Annotated in this window: 27 protein-coding genes, 1 tRNA gene and 1 pseudogene; 26 read left to right on the top strand and 3 right to left on the bottom strand. The window is 44.5% G+C overall.

The features are described from left to right. Nucleotide 1 precedes the first annotated feature (1 nt). The 10 genes from prmC to radA all read left to right on the top strand — a co-directional run bounded on the left by prmC (nucleotide 2) and on the right by radA (nucleotide 9979). Nucleotides 2–907: a peptide chain release factor N(5)-glutamine methyltransferase gene (gene prmC, locus V1225_RS01120; RefSeq protein ID WP_161909412.1), complete on the top strand. Its 906-nt coding sequence runs from the start codon at nucleotides 2–4 to the stop codon at nucleotides 905–907. A gap of 36 nt (nucleotides 908–943) precedes the next feature. Beyond that, on the top strand, nucleotides 944–1456 hold the full coding sequence (locus tag V1225_RS01115; protein WP_251631967.1) for a GNAT family N-acetyltransferase: 513 nt from the start codon (nucleotides 944–946) through the stop codon (nucleotides 1454–1456). Nucleotides 1457–1547: 91 nt separating this feature from the next. Further along, entirely contained in the window at nucleotides 1548–1748 is a 201-nt protein-coding gene (locus V1225_RS01110; RefSeq protein ID WP_160202960.1) for a helix-turn-helix transcriptional regulator, read from the top strand. 1 nt (nucleotide 1749) lies between these two features. Next, nucleotides 1750–2082 (top strand): HipA N-terminal domain-containing protein, encoded by a 333-nt coding sequence (locus V1225_RS01105; protein WP_161909410.1) that lies wholly within the window; start codon nucleotides 1750–1752, stop codon nucleotides 2080–2082. Between the two features lie 2 nt (nucleotides 2083–2084). Beyond that, nucleotides 2085–3047, top strand: a complete 963-nt coding sequence (locus V1225_RS01100; protein WP_338547265.1) for a HipA domain-containing protein — start codon at nucleotides 2085–2087, stop codon at nucleotides 3045–3047. Between the two features lie 62 nt (nucleotides 3048–3109). Further along, nucleotides 3110–4510 (top strand): asparagine--tRNA ligase, encoded by a 1401-nt coding sequence (gene asnS, locus V1225_RS01095; RefSeq protein ID WP_338547263.1) that lies wholly within the window; start codon nucleotides 3110–3112, stop codon nucleotides 4508–4510. A gap of 92 nt (nucleotides 4511–4602) precedes the next feature. Next, on the top strand, nucleotides 4603–5718 hold the full coding sequence (locus tag V1225_RS01090; RefSeq protein ID WP_338547261.1) for a M20 family metallopeptidase: 1116 nt from the start codon (nucleotides 4603–4605) through the stop codon (nucleotides 5716–5718). Nucleotides 5719–5862: 144 nt separating this feature from the next. After that, complete coding sequence (locus tag V1225_RS01085) at nucleotides 5863–6306, top strand: hypothetical protein (RefSeq protein ID WP_160202965.1); 444 nt, start codon at nucleotides 5863–5865, stop codon at nucleotides 6304–6306. 150 nt (nucleotides 6307–6456) lie between these two features. After that, the gene (locus tag V1225_RS01080) at nucleotides 6457–8415 is read left to right on the top strand and encodes an elongation factor G (protein WP_160202966.1); all 1959 of its coding nucleotides are present in this window, start codon (nucleotides 6457–6459) and stop codon (nucleotides 8413–8415) included. Nucleotides 8416–8599: 184 nt separating this feature from the next. Beyond that, the gene (gene radA / locus V1225_RS01075; RefSeq protein ID WP_161909405.1) at nucleotides 8600–9979 is read left to right on the top strand and encodes a DNA repair protein RadA; all 1380 of its coding nucleotides are present in this window, start codon (nucleotides 8600–8602) and stop codon (nucleotides 9977–9979) included. Nucleotides 9980–10062: 83 nt separating this feature from the next. Here the strand turns inward: radA and V1225_RS01070 are convergent, their stop codons facing one another. From V1225_RS01070 to V1225_RS01060, 3 genes are all read right to left on the bottom strand, one after another. Further along, nucleotides 10063–11175, bottom strand: a complete 1113-nt coding sequence (locus V1225_RS01070; protein ID WP_338547256.1) for an Rpn family recombination-promoting nuclease/putative transposase — start codon at nucleotides 11173–11175, stop codon at nucleotides 10063–10065. Nucleotides 11176–11423: 248 nt separating this feature from the next. Then, nucleotides 11424–12929 carry a HAMP domain-containing sensor histidine kinase gene (locus V1225_RS01065; protein WP_160202969.1) on the bottom strand — a complete coding sequence of 502 codons (1506 nt, stop codon included), beginning with the start codon at nucleotides 12927–12929 and terminating at the stop codon, nucleotides 11424–11426. Beyond that, nucleotides 12913–13590 (bottom strand): response regulator transcription factor, encoded by a 678-nt coding sequence (locus V1225_RS01060; protein ID WP_160202970.1) that lies wholly within the window; start codon nucleotides 13588–13590, stop codon nucleotides 12913–12915. Before V1225_RS01060 ends, V1225_RS01065 begins: the two co-directional genes overlap by 17 nt. Nucleotides 13591–13903: 313 nt before the next feature. Here V1225_RS01060 and V1225_RS01055 point away from each other — a divergent pair, with 313 nt between their 5' ends. The 16 genes and pseudogenes from V1225_RS01055 (at nucleotide 13904) to V1225_RS00980 (ending at nucleotide 25938) form a co-directional block, all read left to right on the top strand. After that, nucleotides 13904–15043 carry a PIN domain-containing protein gene (locus V1225_RS01055; protein WP_160202971.1) on the top strand — a complete coding sequence of 380 codons (1140 nt, stop codon included), beginning with the start codon at nucleotides 13904–13906 and terminating at the stop codon, nucleotides 15041–15043. A 23-nt stretch (nucleotides 15044–15066) separates the two neighbouring features. After that, nucleotides 15067–15720, top strand: a pseudogene (gene ispD / locus V1225_RS01050) (2-C-methyl-D-erythritol 4-phosphate cytidylyltransferase); the annotation flags it as partial. 6 nt (nucleotides 15721–15726) lie between these two features. Next, nucleotides 15727–16203, top strand: a complete 477-nt coding sequence (gene ispF, locus V1225_RS01045) for a 2-C-methyl-D-erythritol 2,4-cyclodiphosphate synthase (RefSeq protein WP_338548145.1) — start codon at nucleotides 15727–15729, stop codon at nucleotides 16201–16203. A 30-nt stretch (nucleotides 16204–16233) separates the two neighbouring features. Continuing rightward, entirely contained in the window at nucleotides 16234–17964 is a 1731-nt protein-coding gene (locus V1225_RS01040; RefSeq protein WP_161909402.1) for a proline--tRNA ligase, read from the top strand. 12 nt (nucleotides 17965–17976) lie between these two features. Continuing rightward, nucleotides 17977–18567 carry a chromate transporter gene (locus V1225_RS01035; RefSeq protein ID WP_338547253.1) on the top strand — a complete coding sequence of 197 codons (591 nt, stop codon included), beginning with the start codon at nucleotides 17977–17979 and terminating at the stop codon, nucleotides 18565–18567. Next, on the top strand, nucleotides 18564–19088 hold the full coding sequence (locus V1225_RS01030) for a chromate transporter (protein WP_160202975.1): 525 nt from the start codon (nucleotides 18564–18566) through the stop codon (nucleotides 19086–19088). Before V1225_RS01035 ends, V1225_RS01030 begins: the two co-directional genes overlap by 4 nt. Beyond that, entirely contained in the window at nucleotides 19079–19543 is a 465-nt protein-coding gene (locus V1225_RS01025; protein ID WP_160202976.1) for an NUDIX hydrolase, read from the top strand. Before V1225_RS01030 ends, V1225_RS01025 begins: the two co-directional genes overlap by 10 nt. 14 nt (nucleotides 19544–19557) lie before the next feature. Beyond that, a complete protein-coding gene (locus tag V1225_RS01020) occupies nucleotides 19558–20034 on the top strand; it encodes a peptidylprolyl isomerase (protein WP_160202977.1) in 477 nt (158 codons plus the stop codon). 32 nt (nucleotides 20035–20066) lie between these two features. Further along, the gene (gene cysE, locus V1225_RS01015) at nucleotides 20067–20738 is read left to right on the top strand and encodes a serine O-acetyltransferase (RefSeq protein ID WP_160202978.1); all 672 of its coding nucleotides are present in this window, start codon (nucleotides 20067–20069) and stop codon (nucleotides 20736–20738) included. Then, a complete protein-coding gene (cysS, locus tag V1225_RS01010) occupies nucleotides 20725–22125 on the top strand; it encodes a cysteine--tRNA ligase (protein WP_338548143.1) in 1401 nt (466 codons plus the stop codon). Before cysE ends, cysS begins: the two co-directional genes overlap by 14 nt. 1 nt (nucleotide 22126) lies before the next feature. Then, nucleotides 22127–22528: a ribonuclease III domain-containing protein gene (locus V1225_RS01005; RefSeq protein WP_160202979.1), complete on the top strand. Its 402-nt coding sequence runs from the start codon at nucleotides 22127–22129 to the stop codon at nucleotides 22526–22528. Next, nucleotides 22521–23351, top strand: a complete 831-nt coding sequence (gene thyA, locus V1225_RS01000; protein WP_161909398.1) for a thymidylate synthase — start codon at nucleotides 22521–22523, stop codon at nucleotides 23349–23351. The genes V1225_RS01005 and thyA overlap by 8 nt, the downstream gene beginning before the upstream one ends. A gap of 355 nt (nucleotides 23352–23706) precedes the next feature. Next, a complete protein-coding gene (locus tag V1225_RS00995; RefSeq protein WP_338547246.1) occupies nucleotides 23707–24210 on the top strand; it encodes a dihydrofolate reductase in 504 nt (167 codons plus the stop codon). Further along, the gene (gene rlmB / locus V1225_RS00990; RefSeq protein ID WP_160202982.1) at nucleotides 24197–25090 is read left to right on the top strand and encodes a 23S rRNA (guanosine(2251)-2'-O)-methyltransferase RlmB; all 894 of its coding nucleotides are present in this window, start codon (nucleotides 24197–24199) and stop codon (nucleotides 25088–25090) included. The genes V1225_RS00995 and rlmB overlap by 14 nt, the downstream gene beginning before the upstream one ends. Further along, on the top strand, nucleotides 25080–25706 hold the full coding sequence (gene sigH, locus V1225_RS00985) for an RNA polymerase sporulation sigma factor SigH (RefSeq protein ID WP_161909397.1): 627 nt from the start codon (nucleotides 25080–25082) through the stop codon (nucleotides 25704–25706). Before rlmB ends, sigH begins: the two co-directional genes overlap by 11 nt. Before the next feature lie 155 nt (nucleotides 25707–25861). Then, nucleotides 25862–25938, top strand: a tRNA-Thr gene (locus tag V1225_RS00980). The last annotated feature ends 79 nt before the right edge of the window (nucleotides 25939–26017 follow it).

The following is a 26017-nucleotide window of genomic DNA, read 5'->3' as shown; positions in this document are numbered from 1 at the left end:
AATGAGCCTTTCGGTGAAAGAAATTTTAAATATCGGCAAAAGACAGCTTGAAGAACGCCAAATCGGTGATGCAGCAATCGACTGCAAACTGTTGTATTGCTATTTAATGAAAATTACTAGCGCACAGTTGATTTTGGAATATCAGAAGATTTTGCCGGACAGTTTGTGCGATGAGTATTTTACACTGTTGGATTTGCGGAGCAGCGGAAAGCCGCTCCAGTATATTACTGGTACGCAGGATTTTATGGGCCTGGAATTTAACGTGAATGAAAGCGTGCTGATTCCCCGTCAGGACACGGAAACACTGGTAGAGGATGCTATGGGTGTAATTTCTGATGGAACACTGCGTGGAGAGGCGTTTCTCCCAAAGAGAAAAAAGGATTGGGAGGTGCTGGATCTTTGCTGCGGCAGTGGCGCAATCGGACTTTCTCTCGCAAAGCTTTGCAAAGGAACCAAGGTGACCTGCTCGGATATTAGTAAAGACGCCCTTGCGGTCGCAAAGGAAAATGCCGGAAAGCTGGGGGTCAAAGTGACTTTTCAGGAGGGAAATCTGCTGCTTCCATTTAAGGGTCGGTTTAAAAACAAGCGGTTTGACATGATTATCTCTAATCCTCCTTACATAAAAACTTCTGTGATTCCAACGCTGCAGCGTGAGGTTCGCGACCACGAGCCAATGATGGCGCTGGACGGCGGAGCAGGTGGACTAGACTTCTACGGAAGGATTATTGCGGACGCTGCTGACTGTCTGAAAAAAGATGGCGTGCTGATGTTTGAAATCGGTCACGATCAGAGGGAAGCTGTATGCAGTCTCATTGAACAAACTGAGCAGTTTGCCTGCGTGACCTGTCTGCAGGATTTGGCAGGACGTGATAGAATCGTAGCGGCAGTACTGAAAGGGAAGAAATAGGGGATTGTAGAAAACTTTGCAAGGGAGCGCGGTGTGATGAAACTAACCATTCGGAACGGCAGACTGCCGGATTTGGACAGAGTTTGGGAAATCGAAAAGCAGGCATTTCCGCCAGCGGAGGCGGCTTTGCGAGAGACTTATGAGTATCGCTTGAAGAACATCAGCGACTGGTTCTTTGTGGGAGAGCTTGATGGTGAGATTGTCAGCGCGGTAGTGGGAAGACTGACGCAGCGGGATGTGTTTTCTGATGCGCTTTATGAAAATATATCCCTTGAGGCGGGTCCGTATTTTGCGATTTTATCAGTTCTGACATCGGACGAACACAGAAAGAAAGGCTTTGCCGGGCAGGTTTTGGAGTACAGTATTGAGGCGGCAAGGCAGGCAGGGCTTAAGGGAATAACCCTGGCGTGCAAGGATTATTTAATTGCATATTATGAGAAATTCGGCTTTCAGAAAATCGGGGTGTCAGAGTCGGCTCACGGTGGTGCAGTCTGGAATGATATGCGGCTGGAATTTGAAAAAGAGAAAACTATACCTGAAGGGGTATAAATTATAAAAATAGAATGCGGAAATATACCCTAAAGGGTATATAATAGAAAAAATGATTGAAAATGCACCCGATAGGGTGTAATATGTAAATATGAATAGAATTGGATATTATATAAAACAAGAAAGAAAAAAGTTAGGGTTGACGCAAGAGGAATTTGCTATACGTTCGGGCCTTGGACTGCGTTTTGTCAGAGAGTTAGAGCAGGGGAAGGAAACTGTACGACTGGATAAGGTAAATCAGGCACTTGCGATGTTTGGCATGGAAGCAATGCCTGTTAAAAAGGAGAGATAGAATGCCATTAGAGTATCGAAAAGGATATGTATATATCCAAAATCAGTACGCAGGGGTAGTAGCAGAAACAGAGGAAGGATATACTTTTTCTTATGATAATGAATATAGAAACAAGGAAAACGCAGTGGCAGTTAGCTTGACACTACCTTTAAGCGAGAAGGGTTATAGTGCTAGCATGCTATTTTCTTTTTTTGATGGTCTTGTTCCAGAAGGCTGGCTTCTTGATGTTGCAAGCAGGAACTGGAAAATCAATGCTAACGACCGGTTTGGTCTATTGCTTTTAACTTGTAGGGATTGTATCGGTGATGTGTCGATCAGAACGGAGAAAGAATAGAGATGAAATGCTTATACTGTCAAAAGGATATTAGGGATTCGGTGTCGCTGGAGGAGAAAGATTCTTGCTGGCACAAGAAGTGTGTAAAAGCTTTTTTTGGTACGGATAAAATGCCTATTTTAGATGTGACAAAAGAGGGATTAAATCAGTTAGCAAGGAAGACGGTAAATAAAGGATTGACAGTTCCTGGGGTGCAGAAGAAGCTTTCACTGCACTTATCCACAGAAACGGAATCCCGTCTTACACTTGTAGACTATCCAACGGGTTATATTTTAAAGCCGCAAACTGACGAATTTGAGAAGCTTCCGGAGTTTGAAGATTTGGCGATGAGGTTAGCAAGGATTGCGGGGGTAAAGACAGTGCCTCACGGACTGGTGAAAATTCATGACGAATACGCATATATTACAAGACACATTGACAGACTTATAGATGGGGATTCGGTAGAACTGTATGCCATGGAGGACTTTTGCCAGCTTTCGGGAAGATTGACCTTGGACAAATATAAAGCGTCATACGAAATATGTGGAAAAATAATTAATGCGTATTCGGTTAATAGGGGCTTTGATTTATCAGAACTTTATATGCGGCTAGTGTTTTCTTATATTATTGGAAACTCTGATATGCATTTAAAGAATTTTTCTTTAATAGAAACTGCGCCGGCAAATAGAGAATTTTGCCTGTCGCAAGCATATGATTTACTGCCTGTTAATGTGATTATACCGGAAGATACTGATGAAACAGCGCTTACCTTAAATGGAAAGAGAAAAAGGTTGAAGAGAAGGGATTTCTTGGAGTTTGCTGCACATTGCGGGCTTCCTGAAAAATCTGCTGAAAAGATGATTGGAAGGATATGTGGACTGAAGGACGCCTTTTTTTTGCAATGTGAGGATTCATATTTAACGGAAGAAATGAAAGAAAGTTTAAAAGCATTGATTTCTGCTAGAATCGCTGCAATCAGCTCTTGAAGTCATTGGAATTACATGGTATGATGTATAAATGATATAAACGATTTTTATAAAGGAAGGTTATGAGAATGAAAGATATACAGCTTAGAGAACTTCACAGAAACGCTACCTCCTATGCCGACAAGGAAGTTATCGTCAGAGGCTGGGTCAGAACCAATAGAAGTTCTAATAAGTTTGGATTTATAGAACTCAACGACGGCACTTTTTTCAAGTCCGTACAGGTTGTTTATGAAGCTGACAAAATCAGCAACTTTGACGAAGTGGCAAAAGCGCCGATTGCATCTGCTTGGCTGGTTCGCGGCACGCTGGTGCTGACACCGGAAGCAAAGCAGCCTTTTGAAATCAAGGCAGAAGAGGTGACGATGGAGGCAGATTCCGCAGCAGATTATCCGCTGCAGAAGAAGCGCCACTCCATGGAGTTTCTAAGAGAAATTGCGCATCTGAGACCGAGAAGCAATACCTTCTCTGCGGTGTTCAGAGTGCGTTCTCTGGTAGCTTACGCCGTGCACAAATTCTTCCAGGAGCAGGATTTTGTCTATGCACATACCCCGATTATTACGGGCAGTGATTGTGAGGGTGCAGGTGAGATGTTCCGCATTACGACTTTAGATATGGACAATCTGCCTATGACTGAAGATGGAAAGATCGACTACAGCCAGGATTTCTTCGGCAAGGAAACCAGTTTGACTGTAAGCGGACAGCTGGAAGCAGAGACCTTTGCTATGGCATTCAGAAACGTATACACCTTTGGACCGACCTTTAGAGCAGAAAATTCCAATACTACAAGACACGCTTCTGAGTTTTGGATGATTGAGCCGGAAATTGCTTTTGCTGATTTGAACGATAACATGGATTTAGCCGAAGCTATGGTAAAATATATTATCAACTACGTGCGCGAGCATGCACCGGAAGAGATGGCGTTTTTCAATAGCTTCATCGATAAGGGGCTGTTGGAAAGACTGGACAATATCGTAAATTCCGATTTTGGCAGAGTCACCTATACTGAAGCAGTAGATTTGCTGCTGAAGTCCGGCAAGAAGTTCCAGTATCCGGTAGAATGGGGTATTGACCTGCAGACAGAGCATGAGCGCTATTTGACAGAAGAAGTATTCAAGAAGCCGATTTTCGTTACGGATTATCCAAAGGACATCAAGGCATTTTATATGCGGTTAAACGACGACAACAAGACTGTTGCAGCTTGCGACTTGCTGGTGCCGGGCGTTGGTGAAATCATTGGCGGAAGCCAGAGAGAAGAGCGTCTTGACGTGCTTACTGCTCGCATGGCAGAACTTGGTCTTGATGAAAAAGACTATTGGTGGTACCTGGATCTGCGTAAATACGGCGGCGTAAAACATGCCGGCTACGGTTTAGGCTTTGAGAGAATGATTATGTACTTGACCGGAATGGGCAATATCAGAGATGTACTGCCGTTCCCAAGAACACCGAAAACTGCAGAATTTTAAAAAGATAAGACAAAGAGCCTGGGTAACCGAAAGCCCCGGCTCTTTTTGTAAGAATAAAGGTCGTGGGGGACCAGTTATGTGAGGAGGAACAGATGAAACAGGAGTTGCTGGAAAAAGCGATTGCGCTACGCCATGAGCTGCATCGATACCCGGAACTTTCGGAAAAGGAAGTGCGTACAAAGAAAATACTGATGGAGTTTATCAAGGTAAATACAGATTTGCAGGTGGTCGATAGAGGACAGTGGTTTTATGCGGTATATGAGCCAAAGCAAAAGAGCGAAAAAGGAAGGATCGCTTTTCGTGCGGATATGGACGCTATTTCAGTCTTTGAAGATAGCAATTTGCCTTATGCTTCTGAAAATCCAGGTGTTGCCCACAAGTGCGGACACGATGGGCACAGCGCTGCCTTGGCAGCCTTTGCCATGGAACTTTCCGAAACAGGGACAGACAGGGAGGTATATTTGATTTTTCAGCATGCGGAAGAAAACGGCGCTGGCGGCAAAGTTTGTGCGCAGTTGATTGAAGAAAAGCAAATTGAAGCGGTTTATGCGCTGCACAATTTTCCGGGCTATGAAGAAGGGGCGCTGCTTCTTCGGGAAGGTACGATTAACTGTGCATCCATGGGCATGGAGCTGACGTTTACAGGAGTTTCCGCCCATGCAAGTCAGCCTGAAAAGGGGAGGAATCCTGCAGCGGTGATTAGCAGATTGGTGCTGGAGTTAGAAAAGATGGCTGCGCCGGAATGTCATGAAGGACTGATTTTGGCGACGGTAGTGCAGGTGGATATCGGCGAAAGAGCTTTTGGGGTAGCAGCCCATAAGGGTAAACTGCTTTTGACTATTCGGGGACAAATTGAAGATGAGATGAATGCATTGCGGGACCGGATAGAAAATTTTGCAAAGGAGCAGGCGCAGCAGTATGGTCTTCTACTGGAAACTGCTTATCACGATGTGTTCCCGGAGACTTATAATCACGGAGAAAGCATTGAAAAAATCCGAAATATTGCCGATGAAAAAGGCTGGAAGACCCAGACTTTGGAAAACCCGATTAGAAGTTCGGAAGACTTCGGCTGGTATCTGAAAAAAGCATCCGGCGCGCTGGTTTGGATGGGCGCGGGTATGGAATGTACGCCGATTCATTCAGCAGAATTTGACTATAATGACAATCTGATTGAAAGGAGTGTATTATTTTTTCAAAGTCTGCTGTAACTATATAAAGGGATTAAATTCTTACAATTTTCCTACAGCTATTGACAGCAATAAAACTTTGCAATAAACTGAAGTTAAGTCAAAGATTAAATAGCGGACGATTTTTACAGGGGATAAATGGCAGTACTTTAGGGGGAATTAGAGATGAGAAGCAGATATAACATTTGGCTTAAAATTGGAATCGTTGTTTTTGCAGCAGGCTTGATTTTTTTATGCACGATGGTCGTAAGGGATTCGGGCGAGTTTTACGCAGAGAGTAAGGATGGACTTTGGAAAGGGTACATATCCAGAAGCGCCGGTAGAGGCGAAGGAACATATCAGGCGTATGTGTGCTATTTGGGCAATGAAGAGGGAAATATTGGCGAAATAGAAGTGCAGCCGTTTTGCAGCAAGAAAGCAAAACCTTGCAGAATAGTGGCAGAAAGCGTGCCAATCTCAGTTTCGAAGCATTTTTCGCAGGGAGCACCAAAGAAAGCATATAGACTGGCGCAAACGGCGATAAACGAAGCGGACAAGATTACCCTTGGAATCAGCTGGAAAGATAAGGACGGGGAGGTTCGATATTCCAGTTTACTATTTAGCAGTTAAATGAAAAGCAAGGAGGCTGTAATGAGGCAGCCTTTTTCATTTGGGAAAAATTTCATGGAATAGTCGAACTATTCGAAAATCCGATAGACTATAAGAGAAGAATGTGTTATACTATTGACATACGCAAAATTAATGTAGGAGGTCTTATCGATGAAAGGCTACACAAGCGAAACAATTAGAAATGTTGCTTTATTAGGACATGGCGGATGTGGTAAAACTACATTCCTGGAAGCCGCTCTGTTAGAAACAGGCGTAATCACAAAATTGGGTAAAGTCGAGGACGGAAATACAGTATCCGACTACGACAAAATGGAAATTGAAAAAGGTTATTCCATTAATACTTCTGTTGTTCCAATTGAGTGGAAGAACAGCAAGATTAATTTTATCGATACACCGGGATATTTCGACTTTGTCGGCGAAGTAAATGCGGCCCTTCGCGCTGCTGAGGCTGCTGTGATTCTGGTAGATGCAGGTTCAGGTATTCAGGTAGGAACCGAAGCTGCATGGAATGCTTGTGAAAGATATAAGAAACCTAGATTCATCGTTATCAATAAGAGAGATAAGGACGAATTTGACTTTTATAAAACCTTTGATGAACTGAAGGCAAAATTCGGTGAAACACTGATTCCATTCAGCTGGCCACTTTCTGCAGAAATCGACGAAGAGCTGAAAGAAGCAATCGCAATGGCTGACGATGAACTGATGGAAAAATACTTCAACGGAGATGATTTTTCTGATGAAGAAGTAAGAAATGGCTTAATCAAAGGCATTTCCGAAGGCGTTATTGTCCCTGTATGCTCTTCGGCATTTCAGCTGGGACAAGGTATTGAAGGTCTTCTAGACCTGTTGCTGACCTATGTTCCTACACCGCTGCAGCATGGTGCATATCCGGGATTCAACGACAAGAACGAGCCGGTAGAAAAAATTTCTGTCACCGACGCACCGATGTCTGCGTTTGTATTTAAGACAATTGTTGACCCGTTTGTAGGAAAAATTTCCATCATGAAGGTGGTAACCGGTAAGATTAACTCCGGTACAGAAGTTTACAACGAGAGAGCAGGAAAAGCTGAAAAGCTTGGCAAGCTGTTCTTCCTCAGAGGTAAAGAACAGCTGGAACTGAACTATGCAGAAGCAGGCGACATTGTAGCCGTTGCAAAACTGCAGTATACCGTTTCAGGCGATACCCTTTGCGACAAGAGCGATATCGTAAGATATCTGCCACTGGATTATCCATCTCCGACTTATTACGTCGCAATTGAAGCTGCTGATAAGGGAGACGAAGAAAAGATGGGAACAGGTCTTTCAAGACTGAGAGAAGAAGATCCGTCCTTTGTAGTAGAAAGAAACGCTGAAACCCATCAGACCCTTCTTGGCGGTCAGGGCGATATCCAGCTGGGTATCATTATGGCGAAGTTAAAAGACAGATTCGGTGTTACTGTTAAGGTTGTGCCGCAGAAGATTGCTTATCGGGAAACCATCAAGGGAAATTCTGATGTACAGGGTAAACATAAGAAACAGTCCGGAGGCGCTGGTCAGTACGGTGACGTACACATCAGATTCTCACCATCTCAGCAGGAATTTGAATTCTCCGAAGAACTCTTCGGCGGTTCTATTCCAAAGAACTACGTGCCTGCTGTTGAAAAAGGACTCATTGAAAGTATGCAGAAAGGTCCTCTTGCAGGCTGCAAGGTAGTAAACGTTAAGGCTGTATTGTACGATGGTTCTTACCATGATGTAGACTCCAACGAAGTATCCTTCAAGATTGCTGCATCTCTGGCATTCAAGAAAGGTATCGTCGAAGCAAAGCCTTGCCTTCTGGAGCCGATTATGCACATGGAAATCTTCGTTTCCGATGATTACATGGGTGACGTAATGGGCGACATGAACAAGAGAAGAGGCAAGATTTTAGGTATGGAACCACAGAATGGAGGCGGACAGAAGATTCTTGCAGAAGCGCCGCAGGCTGAGCTCTTCGATTATGCGCTGGTTCTTCGCTCCATGACTCAGGGTAGAGGCGTCTTTGAAATGAGATTTGAAAGATACGAAGAAGTGCCAAAACAGCTGTCTGAAAAGATTATCGCTGAATATCAGGCACAGCAGGAAAAATAATTAGATAAAATAATTTCAGAATCCCGGAAGTCGGTGGCTTTTGGGATTCTGTTTTTTCTTTAGCCTTTATGCCATTCCAAACTTTTGCAGTGTGGCGTGCATAATCGGTGTGGACAAATGGGGCAGTGTTTGGTATAATACAAGATACGAACAAATGTTTGCAAAGAGGAGAGGTTAGCGTATTATGGCAAAGAAAGCGAAAACAGTATATGTCTGTCAGGAATGCGGCTACGAAAGCAGTAAATGGGTTGGACAGTGTATTTGCGGTGCATGGAACAGCATGGTAGAGGAGAAGATTGTAGAGGCACCGACAAATGATACGAGACGAAGAGCCTCCGCAGGAGCTAAACCATCTAAACTAAAGGAAATTGGTGCGGGAGGAGATTACGTTCGGATTGATACAGGCATCGGGGAACTGAACCGGGTACTAGGAGGAGGGCTGGTGAAGGGCTCTTTGACTTTGATCTCAGGCGAACCGGGTATCGGCAAGTCTACGATGATTATACAGGCAGCTGCTAATTTGGCTAAGTCACTGGGTACGGTTCTCTATATCTCGGGAGAAGAGTCTGAGGCACAGATTAAAATGCGGGCAGATCGGGTTTGCGGAGAACTGAACGAGAACCTCTATATTCTGGCGGAAACCAACATGGAAAATATTGTTGCAGCCTGCGAAAATCTTAAACCGAAGTTTTTAATTATAGATTCCATTCAGACTATGTATACACAGACTTTGGACTCAGTGCCCGGCAGTGTGTCTCAGGTCAGAGATGTGGGAAACCAATTGATGAAACTTGGAAAAACAGGAGATATCCCTGTGTTTATCGTTGCCCATGTTACCAAGAATGGAGAGTTGGCTGGACCCAAGATTGTGGAACATCTGGTGGACTGCGTGCTGAATTTTACCGGGGAGAGAGATCATGACCTGCGAATTCTTCGCGTGTTTAAAAACCGATTTGGAACTACCAGTGAAATCGGTGCCTTTCAGATGGAGGAAGGTGGTTTGCGCGAGATTAAGAATCTGTCGGCCACTTTTTTAGAAAGCACTGCAGTAAAGAGTGAAGGCTCCGTCATCACCGCAGTATACGAAGGGAGCAGACCGGTACTTTTTGAAATTCAGGCATTAACTGCGCCTGCTAACGTAGGATTTGCGAGACGAACGGCAGTCGGCGTGGATCATCAGAGACTTAGTATGATTTTAGCTGTACTGGAGAAGAAAGCCGGTATAACGATGATTAATCAGGACGTTTATGTCAATGTGGTAGGCGGTATGCGACCAGACAGCACGTCCATAGATTTAGGGGTAGCGTTGGCGGTTTATTCCTCCATGCGAGGGGTTGTTAGCCAAAAGCGAGTTATGGCAATCGGCGAGGTAGGTCTGACTGGCGATTTGCGCTCTGTGCAGAATGCTGAAAAAATCGTCATGGAAGCAGTACGTATGGGGTATGAGCAGATTATCCTGCCTAAGAAAAATGCCGATCGCATTGATACAAAAAAACTGGGAAGCTGCAGTATGATTGGTGCAGAAAACATTTATCAGGCAATCGATGCTTTCCGCGGAGAATGAGTAGAAACAATTGTGAATTTACATAGCAACAGGGCAGTAAAACGGCGCTGCGAGAGTCCGGTTTACTGCCTCTATTTTTGAATTTATTTGTACTGATTCATGTAATGCAGGGCATCGTTCTCGTTCAGGTTGAATATTGTGACAAGCTTGCGTAGAATTTTTTCTTCAGAAATCCCTTCGGAGCGATTATCAAGAATCAGTACTCGGATACTTTGAACAAGCCCTTGTTGGATCCCTTGTTCAAGCCCTTGTTCAAGCCCTTGTTGGATCCCTTGTTCAAGTCCCCTTTCTAGTCCTTGCTTGAGTCCTTGCTCAATCCCCTTCTTGAGTCCCTTGTTCATACCAATTTCAATGCCTTTATTTTCAGCTTCCTGAAGCCGTTCGGCTCGTTCTTCTTCCTCCAGCAATCGTTTTGTCGCCAAATCATGTTCGCGCATTTCAATTTCCATCTGACGAACTCTGGCATAAAAATCTTCTGATGCACGCTGAAATACTTTTTCTGCCATCTGAATTGCTTCACCTCCATCTTCAATTAGGGTCTTTAAATAATTTGCGGATTTTTCTTCGCCTGCCAGTTTCAGATAGGCGGCAAGCTGCTCCACGTTGTTCATTGCTTCCATTGGTTTATCTGTCTGCACTTTTCCCAGCTCGATGAAATGCATTTCCAGTCGGTCACTAAGCAGGTGGCGGCAGGAATCCTCCCACAGATGGAATGTAGTATGAATGCCAGGAATGTTCGGGAACAGGGTTCCCGTTACAATGGAGATAACAATGCTTTTTCCCATTTTATCATAATCTTCTCCCTTTTCCAATGACAAATTAACCAGTTTCCCACCGTACTGCACACAGCGATTTGGATAGTGTTTCAAATTTCCATTTTGTAGCTCAATATCAAAGAGCTCGTTTTGTGATGTGCGGGCTTTGATATCCAGAGTTGTTTCTTTATCAGCTGGATAAGTGCGATAATTGATAGGGTTGAGAATTTCAATGCTTGTGATAGGATTTTTCTCTTTGCAGAGAATGACATTGAGAAAAGCAATTAGAGCATCTTTGCTTTCTTTTGTATTTTGCCCAAAGACATAATGAAATACCCAGTCATCCTCATAGCCGATGAGCCAGCGGTTAGGATTTTTGAAGAAAGTGTCATCGACGTGCTGAGAATTCGGTGAGTTATTTTTACTATTTTGTTTATTCATGGTAACCTCCAATCTTATTTCCAATAAATATATTTTATGGAAGTATAACCCATGCTAAAGAGTAAAACAAGGTCGATGTCGGATTTTGATATTTTTTTGTAGGATTTTGACACTTTTTTGTAAAAAGCTTGCATGGGAGGGGGTCTTACTATGCTGAGAATATCGAAAATAGGAAGTACAAGATAGAAGAGTTCAAAAAAAGACTCAGAGATTAGAAAACCTCTGAGTCTTAATATAACGAATCTTTACTATGATTTATAAAAGAAACTGCGATCCTGTTTCACTAAGTCCAGTTCAAACCAGAAGGTGCTGCCTTTGCCAAGCTTGCTGTTGACGCCATAGTTTGCTTTGTGCAGGGTCAGGATTTCCTTGACTATAGAAAGTCCCAGCCCGCTGCCGTCGGTCGGTCTTACGTGGTGAGTACTGGATTTGTAGTATCTCTCCCACACGTGATTGATTTCATCAGGGGCGATGCCAGCACCGTGGTCGATGACTTCACACCGAACTTTACGACCAGCCTTTTTCAGGTTGATGATAATGACCATGTCTTCACCGCAGTATTTTACAGCATTGGTGATTAGGTTGGACAGAACTTGTTTGATTCTGGCTTCGTCGCCGTTGACTATCATCGGGGCAGAACAGTTGAACTTAATCTTGTAGCCTTCCTGTTCAGCCAGCAAATCATAGGAAGCCAGCAGCGACTCTGCTGTAGCTTTTAAGTCGAAGTTGGTGCGCTCCAGCGAAATAGTTCTGTTTTGCATGCGGGACAGATTGAGCATGTCATTTACCAGTATGTTTAAACGATCTGTTTCGTCGATGATGACTGCCAGATGTGCATCGCGCTTCTTGGGATTGTTACCGGAAAGGTCACGAATCATCTCCGCATAAGATTTAATCATCGTAAGCGGGGTTCTAAGATCGTGGGATACGTTGGCTATCAGGTCTTTCTGGTACATATCGGTTTTCTCCAGTTCTCTGGAGGCATTGGTTAATGTATTTGCCAGGTCAGTAATTTCCGAATAATGACCACCTTGGAATTTGATACCGTAATGTCCTTTTCCCATCTCGGCTGCAGAATGGGTGATATTTTTAATTGGTCTGGAAATTCTGCGGGCAAGATACAGAGCCAGTGCAAGAGCTAGCAGTGTAGCGATGATGGTGATATAAATCAGCTGCACACGCAGGATAGAGACAGTTGATTTTACCGGGTACAAAGGCGAGAATATGTACATGACAAGTTCTGAACTACCGCTGGAATCAGGCAAAAGTACGCTGGGAGAGGAAAGATAGCAGGCGTAGCCTAAGGTTTTCGTTTTTTCTCCTGTCAACGGATTGGTATCTTCAGAAATGGTCGCAACTTTGTTGAGAGGGCTCTCCTTCAGCTTTGTCAGCAGGGTCTGCATTTGCAAGTTGTATTTATATCTGTAAAGGGAAATATGATCCTTGTAGCTTGGGGCAATCTGTACAGAACCGTCGACACTGTCGACCTGAATATAGATATCTTCGTTCGTCACGTAAATGTCATCTAGAACCTCAGTCAGACGGTAAAGATTTTTTCCGCTATCTTCGTATGCATCAATGACTATGTTGGCGATTTTGGTGATTTCGCCGGTTTTCATGTGGTCATAATAGTTATTGAGAAAGAAAATTTGCAGAAACCAGATTAAGCCGATTAAAAGCATAGCAAAACCGATGAAGTAAATCCAAAGTTTAAAACGTATGCTTTTAAAATCGAATCTATTCTTCAAATTCAAATTTGTATCCCACCCCTCTGAGTGTTACGATGTAATCCCGATATGGGCCCAGGTTATTTCTCAGATTTTTAATATGGGTATCAATCGTTCTGTCATCGCCGAAGAAGTCGTAGCCCCAGATGTCAGAGAGCAGCTTATCTCTGGATAATGCCAGATTTTTATGCTCGATGAGATAGAAAAGAAGTTCATATTCTTTTGGAGTCAATTCAACACGTTGGCCGTCTACGGTAACAGTTCTAGCTGCCATATTGATTTCCAGTCCATTAAACTGCAGTACGTCGGATTTGCTTTGGGAGACTGCATTCCTGCGAGCGAGAATTACATTGATTCTTGCCATCAGTTCTTTCGGGCTGAAAGGCTTTACGATGTAATCATCAATGCCCAGTTCGAAACCGAAAAGTTTATCGTATTCTTCGCCTCTTGCTGACAGCATGATGATAGGTACGTCCTGAATTTTTTTTATCTCTTTGCAGGCGGAAAAGCCGTCCAGCTTTGGCATCATGATATCAAGAATGACAAGGTCATATTCGTTGAGCTTGCAGAGACCTACGGCGCTCATTCCGTCTTCGGCTTCGGTTACTTCATATCCGTTAAATTCAGCGTATTCTTTGATGACTTCACGTATCTTAGGTTCGTCATCAACAACTAAAAGTTTATACATAAATAATCCTCCTCTTGATAGAATATTGACGATTCAATGTACTTAATTATATCATACAGTTTCATTGTGTTCATTACATGAAGACTGTATAGTTAATTTTAACACAAAAGACGTGCAATTAACAAGAAATTTGTATACACAGGAGGGTTGACACAAGACGCGGGAATGCACTATACTGTATTTATATAGATGTAAAGTGGGGGATTAGGCTTCTCCCGCCTTGCAAACCGATTAGTAGGGGCTGTGCTTGTCTTATTCTCCCTGAAGATCGGTATGCACGCTGTATGTATTTTTAAAGGAAGGGGGAGAGCATATGTTTAAGAAACTAATCAGAGGATTAGTAACATTGTTAGGTGCAATCTTAGGTTACGGTCTATCTGAACTGCTGGTGCTTTGGTATACTAAAAGCGGTGGAAACCTGAGTGAGTATTTTACTGGGGGAGAGCAGCTCGGAATCGAAATCGCTTTTGCTATTATATTTGGAATTATTTTTTTCAGATTGACACCGGCGATTAGAAGGCAGAGTGTAAAAGTAGCAGATAATATTGAGGACGATCTCAGAGGAGTGTCAGCAAATGATTTGGTTACAGGTGTAGTAGGGCTTATTTTGGGGCTTCTCATTGCGTTGCTTTTGACACAGATTTATGCAAGCATCAAGAATACGTATCTCTATACCAGTTTGACGATTATTTCCTATGTGTTATTCGGATATCTGGGGGTAGTCATCGCGACGAAGAAGAGCAGAGAAATTTTCAGCCTTTTCATGGGCGTGCGCAGACAGAACCAGCAGAATCAGCAGGGACAACAAGGGTCAGAATCCACCTTGTTTGGCAAAGGTAAGAAGAAAAATGATGGAATCCCAAAGATTTTTGATACCAGTGTCATCATCGACGGCAGAATTGCAGAGATTATGAAGACTGGTTTTCTGGAAGGACCAATTGTGATTCCTGAATTTGTGCTTGTAGAACTACGTCATATTGCGGATTCTTCCGATTCTCTGAAACGGACAAGAGGCAGACGCGGTCTTGATATTCTCAATAAGATTCAGGATGACTATGGTATTGAAATCTATAATACTGATAACGAAAAATCTCTGCGGGAAATTCCGGAAGTCGATGTGAAACTTTTGAAATTGGCGCAGCTGATGAACGGAAAAGTCGTAACTAATGATTTTAATTTGAACAAAGTGGCAACGATTAACGGTGTAGGCGTGCTCAATATAAACGAGCTTGCCAATACACTGAAACCGGTGGTTCTGCCGGGTGAAGAGATGACCGTGACTCTGGTAAAGCAGGGTAAGGATAACAGTCAGGCGATCGCTTATCTGGATGACGGCACCATGATTGTTGTTGAAGATGGAAGAAGAATGATTGGCAAGACGACCCGCATCAATGTGACCAGTGTGCTGCAGACATCCGCGGGAAGAATGATTTTCGGCAGACTGAAAAAATAGCCTGTGGCGAAAGATGATGATTTATGTTAAATGGAACGAAGGTATATGCGATTATCGGTGCTGCCGGATCTGGTAAACGAATGGCAGCACCGCTTCCAAAACAATTTTTAACGATTGACGGAAAGACCATACTTGAAAAGACAGTGCAGAAGTTTCTTTCAAATTCTGTTGTCGATGGAACCGTAATTGTAACGGGGGCAGATTATATGAACCTTTGCCGCCGATTTTTTGCTATAGAGATTGAAGCCGGGCAGGTACATCTGGTTACTGGCGGACAGGAGCGACAGGATTCTATTTATAACGGACTTAAAGTTTTGCATGAAATCGGTGCAGCAGATAGCATTGTGCTTATTCACGATGGAGTCAGACCTTATGTCAGCACGCAGCTGATTACGGCAGTTGTGGAGAAAGCAAAATGCACTGGTGCGGCAATTCCTGCTGTGCCGCCTAAAGATACTATAAGACACAACTGGCAGGGAACTTTAGACCGAAGTCAGCTTTTTTGCGTGCAGACACCGCAGGCATTTCAGTTTGCGCTGATAGAGCGCGCCTATGAAAAGGCGGCAGAAGACGGCTTTTACGGAACTGATGATGCTAGCCTTGTAGAAAGACTGGGTCAGAAAGTATCTATTGTTCCCGGCGAGTATACCAACCTAAAAATTACTACACCGGAGGATTTACAGATGGAAACAAGAATCGGCACGGGCTATGATGTACACCGGCTGACAGAAGATAGAAAGTTAATACTCGGCGGCGTTGAAATTCCTCATGACAAGGGGCTCGACGGACACTCTGATGCTGACGTGCTTGTCCATGCACTGATGGATGCTATGCTAGGTGCTGCTGCTCTTGGCGATATCGGAAAGCTCTTTCCCGACACTGATGAAGCGTACCATGGGATTTCCAGTCTGAAGCTTCTAGCGGAAGTTGGAAAACGTTTAGCAGAGGAGGGATATTCCCTGGGAAATGCCGATGTAACTGTGGTGTGTCAGCGACCCAAGCTGGCACCGTTTATAGGGCAAATGTGCGAGAACATCGCAAAGACCCTGAAGGTGCCCGAAAGTAAGATCAGTATAAAAGCAACCACTACAGAAAAACTGGGTTTTACCGGAAGAGGAGAGGGCATTGCGGCAGAGGCTGTGTGTCTTTTGAATCGGTAGAATCCGTCCAGAAAGGATCGTGAAAATAAAATGAGATTATCAAAAATGCATATTAAAACTTTAAGGGAAGTGCCAAACGAAGCGGAAATTTCCAGTCATATTCTGCTGCTTCGCACCGGCATGATTCGCAAGCTGGTTTCCGGCGTGTACGGCTTTATGCCGCTGGGCTGGAGATCAGTTCGTAAAATCGAAGAAATCGTAAGACAGGAAATGGACGCAACTGGCGCCCAGGAAATTCATATGTCTGCAGTGCAGCCTGCTGAACTCTGGGAAGAATCCGGCAGATGGTACGCATACGGACCTGAGCTTTGGAGACTGAAGGACAGAAACGGCAGAGATTTCTGTCTGGGACCTACACACGAAGAAATTTTCACCGATGTCATCAGAAATGATGTATCGTCTTATAGACAGCTTCCGATGAACCTGTATCAGATTCAGACTAAGTACAGAGATGAGGCAAGACCTAGGTTTGGTCTGATGAGAAGCAGAGAGTTCATCATGAAGGATGCTTATTCTTTCGATAAGGACTATGCAGGTCTTGACGAAAGTTACAAGACCATGTATGACGCTTACGACAGAATTTTCACCCGTTGTGGTTTGACCTTCAGACCGGTAGAAGCGGATACAGGCGCAATCGGAGGCAGCAACTCTCATGAGTTTACCGCCCTTTCCGAAGTCGGTGAAAGTGAAATCGCATACTGCGAAAGCTGTACCATGGCGGCTACCACTGAAAGAGCTGAGTGTGTAGACGCACCAGCGCAGACCGATGTGGAACTGCTTCCTATGGAGGAAGTGCATACACCGGGCACTAAGACCATCGAAGAAGTTGCAAACTTCTTAGGGCTTGATCAGACGCAGACTATCAAAGCGTTGCTCTTTGTCACTTACGATGAGAAAGGTGAAGAAAACGGTTATGTGGCAGCCTTTGTCAGAGGCGACAGAGAGCTGAACATGATTAAGCTGGTCAACGCACTGAAGATTCCAGAACATGCTATCGCATTTGCTGATGAAGAAAAGATGGCAGCAGCAACAGGCTGTGTTGGCGGTTTTACAGGTCCTTGCGGACTCCACGACTGTACCATTGTTGTGGATAGTGAACTTCCTGGTCTTGCAAACCTTTGCGCAGGCGCAAATAAGGCAGATCACCATGTGAAAAATGTCAACTACGGAAGAGATTATAAAGGGGACATTGTAACCGATTTGAAGGTGCTCAAAGAAGGAGATCCTTGTCCAATCTGCGGTGCACCGGTAAAACATGCCAGAGGTATCGAAGTGGGTCAGGTGTTTAAACTGGGAACCAAATATTCTGAGTCCATGGGTGCTAACTATGTAGACGAAAATCAGAAGGAACAGCCGATAGTCATGGGCTGCTACGGCATTGGCGTAACCAGAACCCTGGCGGCTGTTGTGGAGCAGCACCACGATGAAAACGGTATTATCTGGCCAATGTCAGTAGCGCCTTACCATGCAATTATCACTTTGGTAAAACCGGACGATGAAGTGCAGGCAGGCGTAGCAGAGAGAATCTATCAGGAACTGTTAGACGCCAGAGTGGAGGTTCTGCTGGACGACAGAAAAGAGCGCCCAGGTGTTAAGTTTAAGGACGCAGATCTTCTGGGTATTCCAGTGAGAATCACTGTTGGAAAGCTGGCAGGTGAAGATAAGGTAGAATACAAGCTGAGAAGGGATGCCGAGAAGGAAGAGATTTCTGTCAGCGAAGCAATTGCAAGGGCAATTGAAATTGTAAACAGGGAAAAATAAAGCGGAATTTAAATGGGTAAAACGAGCGGAGTAAAAGAGAATATATATTTTCAGTTGTTTTGGTCCTTTTTCAAGCTGGGGTTGTTCACTATCGGCGGTGGGCTGGCGATGATTCCTTTGATTCAGGGAATCGTAGTTGATGAGAAACACTGGATGACAGAAGAGGAAGCTGTGGACTGTATTGCAGTCAGCCAAGGTCTTCCGGGGGTAGTTGCCATCAATATGGCGACCTATATCGGACACCGGAAAAAAGGGATTGGCGGAGCTCTGGCAGCTACAGTGGGCGTGATACTTCCCAGCTTTGTGATCATTATTCTGATCGTAAAACTTCTGCAGGGGATTGGCGACAATCCTTATGTGCAGGGAGCTTTGGTCGGCATTAAGGCAGCGGCGACAGGTTTGATTGCATTTTCTGCCTACAAAGTCGGAAAGCAGGTTTTGAAGAAGCCTTTCCAGTGGATTTTGGCGCTGGCATCCTTCGGGCTCATAGCAGGACTTTCTGTCAGTGCGGTATGGGCAATTGTGGGCGGTATCGCAGCTGGCCTTGTTTATACTGCAGTGATGGAGAAGCGAAAGAACCGTGATGGAGGTGAGCGTGTATGATCTACCTTCAGCTATTCTTTGTCTTTGCAAAGATAGGACTCTTTGGCTTTGGCGGTGGGATGGCAATGCTGCCGATTATTTACCAGGGAGCGAAGCAGTTTGGACTGATGTCTGCTGATGAATTTTCCAATCTGGTCGCAATTTCTCAGGTGACTCCGGGACCGATTGCAGTGAACGCTGCAACCTATGTTGGTTTTAACTGTGCCGGATACGGTGGTGCTTTTGCAGCAACCCTTGGCGTAGCACTGCCCTCTTTTATCCTGGTGATTCTGGTATGTTATTTTATCAATAAATTCAAAGAAAGTAAGATTATCGACGGTGCTTTTGCTGGAATCAGACCGGTTACGGTAGGGCTCATTGCAGCGGCGGTCATCTTTATGGGTGAGAGCGCCTTTGCTGCGCTGAATCCGGTGGCAATTGTTATTGCGCTGGCGACGGTAATCTTAGCAGGAAAGTTTAAGGTAAGCCCCATCGCAATCATCGTCGGTGCGGGCGTGTTAGGAGCGATATTATGTGGGTAGGCGGCGTAAGGGTAGTCATTACCAATGAAGAAAAAAACAAAATTTTAATGGTAAGGCAGCACCACGAGGATAGAGATATCTGGATGGTTCCTGGCGGCGGGATTGAAGAAGGCGAAAACTCCATCGAAGCTGCGGTTCGGGAAGCGAAGGAAGAAACCGGTCTTGATATTGAAGTTGTGGGCGTAGCATGGCACATTGAAGAGGTTTCTCCAGAAAGAGGGCAGCGCTTTGTCAACTATATGCTGGGAGAAATCAGAGGTGGTCAGCTGGGGCTTGGTAAAGACCCTGAGTTTGATGACGATCATCAGGTGCTCCGCGAGGTTCGCTTTATGTCCCGCGAAGAAATCAACACGCTGGAGCATATATATCCAAAATTTTTCAATGATGAAATTTGGGGTATATTAGAAGAAGAGCGAAATGGCATGACTTATTATAAATTAAGATATAAAGAATAAAGGAGACGAATAGAATGAAAACAGTAACCATCGAAATGGAAAATGGCGGTATCATGAAGGGCGAGCTTTACGAAGACGTTGCGCCGATTACCGTAGAAAATTTTGAGAAATTAGCAAACGAAGGTTTTTATAACGGATTGACTTTCCACAGAGTTATTCCGGGCTTTATGATTCAGGGCGGCTGTCCGAAGGGCAACGGCACCGGCGGACCGGGATACTGTATCAAGGGGGAATTCACCTCAAATGGTGTAAAGAATGATCTGAAGCATACCACCGGGGTTCTGTCCATGGCAAGATCGATGATGCCAGATTCTGCAGGCTCCCAGTTTTTTATCATGGTAGCTGATGCGCCGCACCTTGACGGTCAGTACGCTTCTTTTGGAAAAATTACAGAAGGTATGGAGGTTGCACAGGATATAGTCAATGTGAAAAGAGACCGCATGGACTGCCCGCTGGAACCAGTAAAGATTAAGACGATTGTAGTTGAGTAAAGATTTGGTTAAAAGTAGGAGGAATTTGTAAGATGGCTTTTTGGAAAGATGTGAGAGAGGATATTCAAACTGTGCTGAAGAAAGACCCTGCAGCGAGAAACAGTTTGGAGGTTCTGCTCTGTTACCCAGGCATCTGGGCACTGATTTGGCATAAGCCGGCTCATTTTCTCTACAAACATAATATTAAATTGCTTGCAAGAATGATTTCTCAGCTGACTAGATTTTTCACCGGTATAGAAATTCATCCGGGAGCCACCATCGGTAGGAGGTGTTTTATTGACCACGGCATGGCGGTGGTTATCGGTGAAACCACGGAAATCGGCGATGATGTGACGCTTTATCAGGGCGTGACCTTAGGCGGTACCGGAAAGGACACCGGAAAAAGGCATCCTACTATCGGAAATCGTGTCATTGTCAGCTCCGGCGCCAGAGTCCTTGGACCTTTTTCTGTGGGGGACGATGTAAAAATTGGCGCAGGTTCCATCGTTCTTAATGAGATTCCGCCAGGTTGCACGGTAGTTGGCATTCCGGGAAAAATCGTAAGACGTTACGGTGAAAGCACAGAAGATTTGAATCAGGTGGATTTACCCGACCCGGTAGCAACGGAACTTGAATGCCTGCGCAGAAGAGTGGTTATGCTGGAGAATAAACTAAATCAGCTTGCAAGTAAGGAACAGAAAGGAAATGAAGATGAAAATCTATAATACACTGACTAGAAAAAAAGAAGAATTTGTACCGATTCGCGAAGGGGAAGTTTCTATCTATGTCTGTGGTCCTACTGTATATAACTTTTTTCACATTGGAAACGCCAGACCTTTCGTTGTATTTGACACGCTGAGAAAGTACATGGAATACAGCGGCTATAAAGTAAAGTTTGTGCAGAACTTTACCGATGTTGACGATAAGATTATCAACAGAGCCAGAGAAGAGGGCATTACTGCGCCGGAAGTTTCCGAAAAATATATCGGTGAATACTATAAGGATGCGGCTGCGCTTAACGTTAAGAAAGCAGATGTACACCCGAGGGTATCTGAGCACATTCAGGAAATTATCGACTTCGTACAGACGCTCTGCGATAAAGGCTACGCCTATGAGGCGGACGGCGACGTATATTTTTCTACCAGAAAGTTTCCTGAATACGGAAAGCTTTCTAAGCAGAACATCGATGATTTAGAGTCCGGCGCTAGAATTGCGGTGGGCGAAGTAAAGCAGGACCCGCTGGATTTTGCACTGTGGAAGGCAAGAAAAACAGAAGATGAAATTGCATGGGAATCCCCATGGGGTATGGGAAGACCTGGCTGGCACATCGAGTGCTCTGCTATGTCCAAAAAGCACCTGGGTGAAACTATCGATATCCACGCGGGTGGACAGGACCTGCAGTTCCCGCATCACGAGAACGAAATTGCACAGTCTGAGTGCTGCAATGGCGTACCCTTTGCCCACTACTGGATGCACAACGGTTATATCACCATTGACAACGAGAAAATGTCTAAATCCAAGGGCAACTTCTTTACTGTAAGAGACATTCTAAGGGAGTATAGCGGAGAGGTTATGCGCTTCTTCCTGCTTTCCGGTCATTACAGAAGCCCGATTAACTTCTCTGACGCTCTGATGGAGCAGGCGAAGAACGGTCTTTCCAGAATGGCAAACTGTAAAGAAAACCTGACGTATCTGACGACAGCAGGGGCAGAAGGCTCTATGACTGAGGCAGAAAAAGAGCAGCTGGAAGACTATGGGACGTACCGCGAAGCCTTTGTTAAGGCTATGGACGATGATTTGAATACTGCTGACGCAATCAGTGCAGTCTTCGAGCTGGTAACCGCGGCAAACACTGCTGTGAAGGACGGCGCCACAAGAGAATTTGCGAAAGCATCTTTGGATACACTGATGGAATTTGCTGACGTGCTGGGTCTTTTGCAGGTAGAAGAAGATAGTGCTGTTGATGAAGATATTCAGAAACTGGTTGATGAGAGACAGGAAGCAAGAGAAGCAAAGAATTTTGCAAGAGCTGACGAAATCAGAGATTTGTTGAAGGAAAAGGGCATTACACTCAAGGACACCCCACAGGGCGTGCAGATTATAAAAGAGTAATATGGAACAATTCAATCCAAGGGAAATAAACACAACGGCATTGGCTTTTATAGGCGATGCCGTTTATGAAGTATTTATAAGAAAACATGTGATGGAAAGCGGTCAGAAAAATGCGGACATGCTGCATAAGATGGCGGTGACTTATGTGCGAGCGGAGGCGCAGGCAAAAGCTATAAAATCCTTGATGAGGGACTTTCTCACAGAAGAGGAAACTGCGATTGTAAAGCGTGCCAGAAATCACAAAAGCGTATCAAAATCCAGAAGCGCAGGACCAGTGGCGTATAAGCTGGCGACGGCTTTTGAGGCTTTAATCGGATATCTATATCTGGATGGACAGGATGAACGCATGACAGAAATAGTAAAGGAAGCCGTGGGCAGAATAGAAGGAGATAAGAATGAGTAAAGCAGATGTGTTATTTGTCAATATGTGCCGCGGCATTTTAGACCATGGCTTTTCTACAGAAGGACAGCAGGTTCGTGCAAAATGGGCAGACGGTGCTCCCGCGCACACCATCAAGAATTTCGGGGTAGTGAATCGCTATGATTTACAGGAAGAGTTTCCGGCGCTGACCCTGCGCCCGACTGCAATCAAGTCTGCGGTGGATGAAATGCTGTGGATTTGGCAGAAAAAGTCAAACAATGTAAATGATCTGAACAGCCATATTTGGGATTCCTGGGCTGATGAAACCGGCTCTATTGGAAAAGCCTATGGCTATCAGTTAGGTGTGAAATATCGCTTTGCCCAAGGCGAGATGGATCAGGTGGACAATGTCATTTGGCAGCTTCGCAATACGCCGTACTCCAGACGGATTATGACTAACATTTATAATTTCAATGATTTAATGGAAATGGGACTGGAGCCGTGCGCATACAGTATGACTTTTAATGTGACGGGAGATAGACTGAACGCTATTTTGAATCAGCGTTCGCAGGATATTCTGACCGCCAACAATTGGAATGTAGTGCAGTATTCCGTACTGGTACATATGCTGGCGCAGGTTTGCGGACTGGTTCCTGGCGAACTGGTGCACGTTATCGCTGACGCCCATATTTACGATCGCCATGTGCCGATTGTAGAGGAACTAATCGAAAGACCTCAGTATCCGGCGCCGAAGTTCAGACTCAATCCGGACGTAAAGGATTTTTATGACTTTACCGTGGACGACATTATAATCGAAGATTACCAGAAAAATCCACAGGTAAAAAACATCCCTGTGGCGATTTAATTGCGGTAATTCAGCTATGGTATTTCAGCTGCGATGGCATTGCCAAATTTTGAAATTTTTTGCGGTTTTGTCAATAAATCGGCAAAAATCTCGGCTAATATTGCGGTTTTCGATGCAATTTTGACAAAATTGACAAGAAATCGGAAATCTGTCAATTTTGTCAAGGTTTTGGAGTGAAAACATTGCCTGGATTGACAAAAAACAAAAGTTTTGGCAATTTTGTCAAAGTTGATAGGAAAATATCGTTGTTTGCGCGATAAATATCGGCTGAACATTGACAAAAAATTAGGAAAAAGAATAATTTGTCAATGTTGCCGATTGAAAGATAGCATCCACTAGGGCGAAGGGAGATTTTATGAAACTGATACTTGCAACAGACAAAAACTGGGCCATTGGCAATCAGGGCGGACTGCTCTGTCACCTTTCAGGTGATTTGAAATATTTTAAGGAGAGAACGACCGGAAAAACTGTGGTAATGGGCAGAGCCACCTTAGAAAGCCTGCCAGGTGGGAAACCCCTTCCAAACCGTGAAAATATCGTGCTTTCCACCAGAGCCGATTACGCGCCTTCCGGCGTAACCGTGGTGCATTCTGAAGAGGAACTTTCTGCGGTGCTGGCCGGACTGGATTCTGACGAAGTCATGATCATCGGCGGTGGAAAGGTCTACAGAGATTTTTTTCCTAAATGTGACACCTGCTATATTACTAAGATTTACGCGGAATTTCCGGCGGATACCTGGTTTGTCAATCTGGATGAAATGCCGGAATTTGAGGTAGTTTGGGAAAGTGAACTGCAGGAGGAAAAAGGAATCTGTTACCAGTTTTTTGAATATAGGAGAAAAGAAGATGGCAAAAAATAAAAGAGACTGGGCATCCATTAACGCCCGCAAGGGCAAAGCCTACAGAGCGCCAGAGGAAGCGAAGGCAAGCCGCAGAAGTGAGAGAAATACAAAGTCTGCGGGAACTAAAACGAGACAAGGTGAAGAAAAGTTTTGGCAGGCAGAGCTTCCGGCAGGCGCGATTTTAGGCAGAAACCCTGTGATAGAAGCGCTTAGAAATGACAGAGAAATGGAAAAGATTCTGGTCGGAAAAGGCGCAGAGGGCTCCATTGCGAAGATTATTGCCATGGCAAAAGAAAAGGCAATTCCCATTTATCAGAGCGATAAACAGACTCTGGACAGAATTGCCGGCGGTGCGCCTCACCAGGGGGTCATTGCCTATGCTTCAGCCTACCATTATAGTGAGATGGAGGATATCTATGCCAAAGCAGAGGCGGCGGGAGAGCAGCCTTTAATTGTGATTCTCGACAATCTGGAAGATCCGCATAATCTGGGCGCAATCATGCGTAGTGCCGAGTGCGCAGGTGCTCATGGCGTGATTATTCCAAAACGCCGCTCTTGCGGATTGACGGAAACCGTAGCAAAATCTTCTGCTGGTGCAGTCGAGTACATGCCTTGTGTCAAAGTTGCCAACATTGGACAGGCAATTGATGCACTGAAAGAAGATGGATTCTGGATTGCTGCCTGTGATATGGACGGTGTGACCTATTATCAGCAGGATTTAACCGGAAAACTTGCAATCGTGATTGGAAGTGAGGGGGCTGGCATTAGCCCGCTGGTTAAAAAGAAGTGTGATTTTACAGTTTCCATGCCGATGGTTGGAAATATCACTTCTTTGAACGCCTCCAATGCGGCGGCAGTTTTGCTATATGAGGTGCGCAGACAGAGAGATGGAAAATAATAAAGATTTAAATATCCTTACCGATGAATCCATTGTAAAAATGGCGCAGGAGGGAAGTAGTACTGCTTATGAATATCTCATTGACAAGTATAAAGAACTTGCCAAGATGAAGTCCAAGACTTATTTTATTGCTGGCGGTGATATAGAGGATGTAGTGCAGGAAGGTATGATTGGGATTTTTAAAGCGATTCGTGACTATGACGAGACCCAGGCAGCTTCTTTTCGTACCTTTGCGGAGCTTTGCGTCAATCGCCAGATTATTACTGCAATTAAAGCGGCGAATCGTCAGAAACATCAGATTCTCAATGAGTCTGTGTCCCTGAACTCTCAGGCGGAGAATGCTGAAAATGGGGAAGCAGCCGCTTTGTCAGAGCGACTTGCGGCAAATAGCGCAGACACGGACCCAGAAGCGATGATGCTGATGAGAGAAGTTGTAGATTTTCTGAAAGCCAACGAGCATGATATTTTTAGTCCTCTGGAAAAAAAGGTGTGGAACCATATGCTCAAAGGAGAAGAGTATAGGGAAATTGCGGGGCATCTGCACCGCTCTACTAAGACAGTGGACAATGCTATTCAGCGAATCAAGAAAAAGATACAGCGATTTTTAGAAAATTGAATTGGAGAAAGCGGGAAGAAAGGCTTTATACGTAGCAAAGGCATAAAACCTTGTGCGCAACCGCTTTTTATCGATTTTCATGACCGCGGTGAAGATTTGTAAATTTGCCATTGACAAAGAGCCGAAAATATAGTAATATATAGAACGATTGGTATGCTGTTGTAGCTCAGTAGGTAGAGCACTTCCTTGGTAAGGAAGAGGTTCGGCAGTTCGAATCTGCTCAACAGCTCCAAGTATAGAAGACGTTGGAATTCCAGCGTCTTTTGTTTTTGTGTGATGAAAGATTGCCTCTTGTAAATTGCAGAGAATCA

The organism is Emergencia sp. JLR.KK010, assembly GCF_037018265.1.
GTDB lineage: Bacteria > Bacillota > Clostridia > Peptostreptococcales > Anaerovoracaceae > Senimuribacter > Senimuribacter intestinalis.
This window is presented reverse-complemented; position numbering and strand designations above follow the sequence as displayed.

Coding starts and splice junctions, on each gene's coding strand:
- V1225_RS00995 (WP_338547246.1), top strand. CDS start 23,707: ATGAAACTGATACTTGCAACAGACAAAAACTGGGCCATTGGCAATCAG.
- asnS (WP_338547263.1), top strand. CDS start 3,110: ATGAGAATGAAAGATATACAGCTTAGAGAACTTCACAGAAACGCTACC.
- V1225_RS01040 (WP_161909402.1), top strand. CDS start 16,234: ATGAGATTATCAAAAATGCATATTAAAACTTTAAGGGAAGTGCCAAAC.
- V1225_RS01035 (WP_338547253.1), top strand. CDS start 17,977: ATGGGTAAAACGAGCGGAGTAAAAGAGAATATATATTTTCAGTTGTTT.
- sigH (WP_161909397.1), top strand. CDS start 25,080: ATGGAAAATAATAAAGATTTAAATATCCTTACCGATGAATCCATTGTA.
- cysS (WP_338548143.1), top strand. CDS start 20,725: ATGAAAATCTATAATACACTGACTAGAAAAAAAGAAGAATTTGTACCG.
- V1225_RS01030 (WP_160202975.1), top strand. CDS start 18,564: ATGATCTACCTTCAGCTATTCTTTGTCTTTGCAAAGATAGGACTCTTT.
- prmC (WP_161909412.1), top strand. CDS start 2: ATGAGCCTTTCGGTGAAAGAAATTTTAAATATCGGCAAAAGACAGCTT.
- rlmB (WP_160202982.1), top strand. CDS start 24,197: ATGGCAAAAAATAAAAGAGACTGGGCATCCATTAACGCCCGCAAGGGC.
- V1225_RS01070 (WP_338547256.1), bottom strand. CDS start 11,175: ATGAATAAACAAAATAGTAAAAATAACTCACCGAATTCTCAGCACGTC.
- thyA (WP_161909398.1), top strand. CDS start 22,521: ATGAGTAAAGCAGATGTGTTATTTGTCAATATGTGCCGCGGCATTTTA.
- V1225_RS01005 (WP_160202979.1), top strand. CDS start 22,127: ATGGAACAATTCAATCCAAGGGAAATAAACACAACGGCATTGGCTTTT.
- V1225_RS01110 (WP_160202960.1), top strand. CDS start 1,548: ATGAATAGAATTGGATATTATATAAAACAAGAAAGAAAAAAGTTAGGG.
- V1225_RS01055 (WP_160202971.1), top strand. CDS start 13,904: ATGTTTAAGAAACTAATCAGAGGATTAGTAACATTGTTAGGTGCAATC.
- V1225_RS01020 (WP_160202977.1), top strand. CDS start 19,558: ATGAAAACAGTAACCATCGAAATGGAAAATGGCGGTATCATGAAGGGC.
- cysE (WP_160202978.1), top strand. CDS start 20,067: ATGGCTTTTTGGAAAGATGTGAGAGAGGATATTCAAACTGTGCTGAAG.
- V1225_RS01060 (WP_160202970.1), bottom strand. CDS start 13,590: ATGTATAAACTTTTAGTTGTTGATGACGAACCTAAGATACGTGAAGTC.
- V1225_RS01090 (WP_338547261.1), top strand. CDS start 4,603: ATGAAACAGGAGTTGCTGGAAAAAGCGATTGCGCTACGCCATGAGCTG.
- V1225_RS01085 (WP_160202965.1), top strand. CDS start 5,863: ATGAGAAGCAGATATAACATTTGGCTTAAAATTGGAATCGTTGTTTTT.
- V1225_RS01115 (WP_251631967.1), top strand. CDS start 944: ATGAAACTAACCATTCGGAACGGCAGACTGCCGGATTTGGACAGAGTT.
- V1225_RS01080 (WP_160202966.1), top strand. CDS start 6,457: ATGAAAGGCTACACAAGCGAAACAATTAGAAATGTTGCTTTATTAGGA.
- ispF (WP_338548145.1), top strand. CDS start 15,727: ATGGAAACAAGAATCGGCACGGGCTATGATGTACACCGGCTGACAGAA.
- V1225_RS01025 (WP_160202976.1), top strand. CDS start 19,079: ATGTGGGTAGGCGGCGTAAGGGTAGTCATTACCAATGAAGAAAAAAAC.
- V1225_RS01105 (WP_161909410.1), top strand. CDS start 1,750: ATGCCATTAGAGTATCGAAAAGGATATGTATATATCCAAAATCAGTAC.
- radA (WP_161909405.1), top strand. CDS start 8,600: ATGGCAAAGAAAGCGAAAACAGTATATGTCTGTCAGGAATGCGGCTAC.
- V1225_RS01100 (WP_338547265.1), top strand. CDS start 2,085: ATGAAATGCTTATACTGTCAAAAGGATATTAGGGATTCGGTGTCGCTG.